A 4,182-nucleotide genomic window follows, 5' to 3' on the forward strand; every position below is an offset into this window, starting at 1 on the left:
ATCATGCACATGTAATTACAATATCCGGAAAATCATATCGGCTTAAAGATCATATCCAGACTGAAAATTAAAAAAGTTGTACATTATTATTTTGGAACTTTTGTACATTTTTGTATTGACATTTATATTTATGGGAATGAAATAGAGCTGTCCACCTCATTGCCCCACACATCCCAACCGGGTGTGGATTGACGAGCAAACAGTTCAATGCGTGGGAGATCACCCATCAATGAGACAATGCGTTCTCTGGCTTCCTGCGGTTTTTTTGAATGTTCTTCAATGTGAGAGACAATAACCTGATGAACAGCTGCGTTCACTCGCTTGGGATGCCCTTTCGTTGCGAGGATACAAAGCTCCACATTGGAGCGCGTCCAATATCCCATACCCCAAAATAGACTATCAGACTTTTTATTCTGCTTTACCCAGACAAATCCGATTGTCTTATAGGTAAATCCCCATGCTCTCAGAACAGAAAGCCCTTCCAGTAAACATGGAATCGTGACCCATAAGAACAAAGCACAATCTTTATCTGCCAGGTCACCTACCGGCAGCGCACAAATATCCTCAATACACATAGTCGGATAGTGACTTTCTGCACTGCGTCCCAATCCTTTCTTGGAATATACTTTGTAACTCCATGGCGGATCTGCATAAATGATTTGATATTTTTTCATACAGAACCCTCCTTTAATGCGCCTGAAAGACTGATTTTGCGAGGCTGCCGGTTTTGAACAGCGTAAAGCACAGCAGTACGGTGTAGCCCACGCAGCTCCAGATTGCCATGATGATGTCATCTTCCAAAGCGATGTTCTGCACCAGCACAGCATAAATTGCCACGCAGACGATGATGAGAAACGCCTGAAAGCCCAGCGCCAGCAGGGAGCGGAGGTAGTTCTGTCCCATACCGCCCCATTCCTTGCCCATCATGGCAGCCATTGGAACGGGAGCCACCGAAGTCACAAGGTAAATCTCGATCATACGGCCATAAATGACGATAAAGATACAGATATACAGCGCCCACATGGTAATGCCGATAAAGAGGGATTGGAACCACAGCCCGAACAGCGGTCCCAGATCCATTTCCATAAGTCTCGGTTCCAAATCGGTCATAACTGAGGAAATGTCAATGGACGCATCCGAACCAATGATCCCTGCCGCCTGTGCCACCACGCTCTGCGCCATATCAAAGACGCCCATCACAATATTCCATGTGTTTGTGACAATGAGGATGGCGGCGGCTGATTTGAACACCCACTTAAAAATCATCCAGGTGTCCACATCATGCAGGTTGTTCTTGTCTGCGATCATCTGGATCAGGTCTACGGTCATCACGATAGCCAGGATTACGCCTGCAATCGGCACCATGATGGAGTTTGACAGATTCTCAATCATACTGAAAATACTGCCATTCCATCCCTGTGGGGTCTGTCCTACCTGTACGGATATATCCGCGACCTGTTGGTTTACGCTGTCAAACATCCCCGAAAGGTTGCTCATAATACCGCCCACCAGCATTTCTTTCAGCCAATTTGTCAGGGCTTCAAGTAAGAAATCCATACGGTGTCAACCTCCTTTCCGCCGCCCCCGCAAAGCTGCGGGAGCGGCAAGGATTTCATGCAGGGACGCTTAGACAGAGAACAGCCCGGAGAGCAGAGGTACAAGGACCATGCCGACCACGGCTACACCAGCGCCGGCCATGAGCTGCTTCATGCCCTGGGACTTTGCACCAGGGTTGTCGTTGCCGTAACCTTCCAGCAGGTTGATAACGCCCCAGATACCGAGACCGGCACCGAGCGCGATAACGAGGGTCTGAAGAACGGTGATTGCCTGTTCAAAAAATGCCATATAGTTTGTTAGCCGGAATCTGATTAAAAAATAGGTTTGTCATGTTTCATAGGCATACAAAAGCCGGAACAATCTGCCGCCCGGTTTCCGGGGGCATGATTCCGGCTGTCCTCCTTTTTCATTATTTTTTCTTGCGATTGTCCGCTTTGTACGCCAATGGCCCAAAAAGGGCGGTTGAGGCGGGTAGATACGATCACTCCTTTCAAAAGCGGAACAGATTTAAGCGCCCTTTGTGTCTACTTCATATACATCGCAGACCTCATTGGGCTTGAGTTTCAACCTTGCGGACAGGAACGCTTCAATGTCAAAAGCGTTCTTTTCGTCTGCGTCGGCTGTGTATTTGAAATTGGGGTGCTTGGTGATGTCGTACTTATCCGAAAGGAAAGGACGCACACCGCGCAGTTGGAGGATACACTTGCCGCCATCCATAACAGCAAGCTCATCCTGGCTCATCAGCTCTTTCCCCAATTTTTGATAGTTGAGAGAGTGGGAAGTTTCACGCCCACGGCTCTCTCCGGTGTTGTAGGTGTCGATGGTTTCCTTGCCCAGCACGGCAGCCAGCTCCTTGAGGGTGGTTGGCTCCTTACCGCCCAGGAAGATGGAAGTATCCATGTTGCCGATGATGGTATCTGCGTTATCCTTATAGATTGCCTTGAGCTGACTCTGCGCCTGCAACACCAGACAGGCGGAGATCTCACGGCTTCGGATGGTTGCTACCAGCTTTTCCAGCTTGGGGATCTGGCCGATGTTGGCGCACTCGTCAATGAGACAGCGCACATGGACCGGGAGCCTGCCGCCATACACATCGTCGGCTTTTTCACAGAGCAGGTTGAAAAGTTGGGTATAACACATGGATATAAGGAAATTAAAGCTGTCATCAGTGTCACTCATGATGAGGAACAGGGCAGTTTTCCTGTCTCCCAGAGTGTCCAGCTCCAGCTCATCATAAGCCGTGACCTCACGCAGCTCTGCAATGTCGAACACGGCAAGACGCGCACCACAGGAAATCAGGATCGACTTGGCTGTTTTTCCGGCGGCCAGCTTATATTTCTTATACTGCCGGACGGCAAAGTGGCGAGGATCACGGGATTCCAGCTCATCGAACATCAAGTCAACGGCGTTTTTGTATTCCTCGTCATCCTCCCGAACTTCCATACTGTTTATCATCTCGATAAGGGTGGAAAAGTTCTGCTCCTCCACCGGAGCTTCATAGTGGATATACCCAATCAACGCGCAGTACAGCAAGGTTTCTGCCTTGACCCAGAAATCGTCTCCGGCTTTGCCTTCGCCTTTGGTATTGGCGATCAGCGTCGTGACCAGCTTCAGGATGTCCTTTTCGGAGTGGATGTAGGCAAAGGGGTTATAGTGCATGGACTTCTTGAAGTTGATGGTATTGAGGACCTTGATGCGGTAAGGCTCATAAATGACCTTGCCGTGCTTATCCTTCATGGGCTTTCCGTCCTTCCTCAGCTTGGGTGCGCCCCTTTGGAGCATTTTTCCGCACTCCACCAGGATGGTGCCCTTGGGGTCTGTGACCACATAAGAACTGTGCATCTGCATCAGATTCGGTTTGAGCCAGAAGCGGGTCTTACCGGAACCGGAGCCGCCGATCACCAGCACATTTTTGTTTCTGGCGGTCTTGGGGTCCTTGGGGCGGCTATTCATGGTCAGGCTCTCGGTTTTCGTCAGAATCACATTGTTCTGAAATACCGGGTCGATGTAGGGAGCAATATCCTCACGGGTTCCCCAACGGGCAGAGCCATACTCCAGTCCATGCCGATACTTCTTGGCGTTTTTACTTTTGAGGTACACCGCCAGACGCAGGCCAGCTCCGCAGCATAGCCCCACCAAAAGATCCAACGGGTGCAAGCTGGGCCAGAAACTTTGCAGCGCCCCAGGCAGGACAGCAAACAGGGAAAGGAATTTCTCCGAAGCATTTGCCCCCTGAGCCAGCCGCCACGCTTCCCCGAAGTTCGTGGCAAACAGCCCCATCAAAAGATAAGGCAGGTTCAGCAAAACGAGCTTTTTGATGTCAAACTGCTTTTTCATCGTTCCAGCTCCTTTCGCTTGGTGCGGTCCACCACGGCATTTTTGACCATCTCTTTGAACTGACTGAGTTTTGCCAGCACAGACGGGCGTTCCGTTTTCTCGGCCTTCTTGACCTTTTTGCTGGTGTACTCGGTAAATGCAGCGGTCAGCGCATCGGCGTCTATAAAATGTCAAGACCTAATGTACAAAAAATATGATATAAAAATGTACAATTAGTCTGTTTGTTTTAAGTGATCTTTTAATCTGTATGATTTTCCTGATATAGGAATTACATGTGCGTGATGCAAT

The 4,182-nt window shown here is 49.4% G+C and carries 4 protein-coding genes and 1 pseudogene; all 5 read right to left on the bottom strand.

Annotation, left to right across the window (positions count from 1 at the left end):
• Positions 1 to 128 precede the first annotated feature (128 nt).
• Positions 129 to 674, bottom strand: coding sequence for an MT-A70 family methyltransferase (locus FYJ58_RS14360; protein ID WP_062807358.1), 546 nt, complete (start codon positions 672 to 674; stop codon positions 129 to 131).
• A 13-nt stretch (positions 675 to 687) separates the two neighbouring features.
• Positions 688 to 1,557, bottom strand: a complete 870-nt coding sequence (locus FYJ58_RS14365) for a VirB6/TrbL-like conjugal transfer protein, CD1112 family (protein WP_002592890.1) — start codon at positions 1,555 to 1,557, stop codon at positions 688 to 690.
• A 69-nt stretch (positions 1,558 to 1,626) separates the two neighbouring features.
• A complete protein-coding gene (locus FYJ58_RS14370; RefSeq protein ID WP_003525154.1) occupies positions 1,627 to 1,845 on the bottom strand; it encodes a Maff2 family mobile element protein in 219 nt (72 codons plus the stop codon).
• Positions 1,846 to 2,064: 219 nt separating this feature from the next.
• Positions 2,065 to 3,894, bottom strand: a complete 1,830-nt coding sequence (locus FYJ58_RS14380; RefSeq protein ID WP_154520369.1) for a VirD4-like conjugal transfer protein, CD1115 family — start codon at positions 3,892 to 3,894, stop codon at positions 2,065 to 2,067.
• Positions 3,891 to 4,055 (bottom strand): annotated as a pseudogene (locus tag FYJ58_RS14385) (DUF3801 domain-containing protein); the annotation flags it as partial. The gene FYJ58_RS14380 and the pseudogene FYJ58_RS14385, both read right to left, overlap by 4 nt.
• Positions 4,056 to 4,182: the final 127 nt, after the last annotated feature.

It is taken from the genome of Velocimicrobium porci, assembly GCF_009696045.1.
GTDB lineage: Bacteria > Bacillota > Clostridia > Lachnospirales > Lachnospiraceae > Velocimicrobium > Velocimicrobium porci.

Excerpts from the sequence above, each read along its gene's own strand:
- FYJ58_RS14360 (WP_062807358.1), bottom strand. The coding sequence starts at position 674 with ATGAAAAAATATCAAATCATTTATGCAGATCCGCCATGGAGTTACAAA.
- FYJ58_RS14365 (WP_002592890.1), bottom strand. The coding sequence starts at position 1,557 with ATGGATTTCTTACTTGAAGCCCTGACAAATTGGCTGAAAGAAATGCTG.
- FYJ58_RS14370 (WP_003525154.1), bottom strand. The coding sequence starts at position 1,845 with ATGGCATTTTTTGAACAGGCAATCACCGTTCTTCAGACCCTCGTTATC.
- FYJ58_RS14380 (WP_154520369.1), bottom strand. The coding sequence starts at position 3,894 with ATGAAAAAGCAGTTTGACATCAAAAAGCTCGTTTTGCTGAACCTGCCT.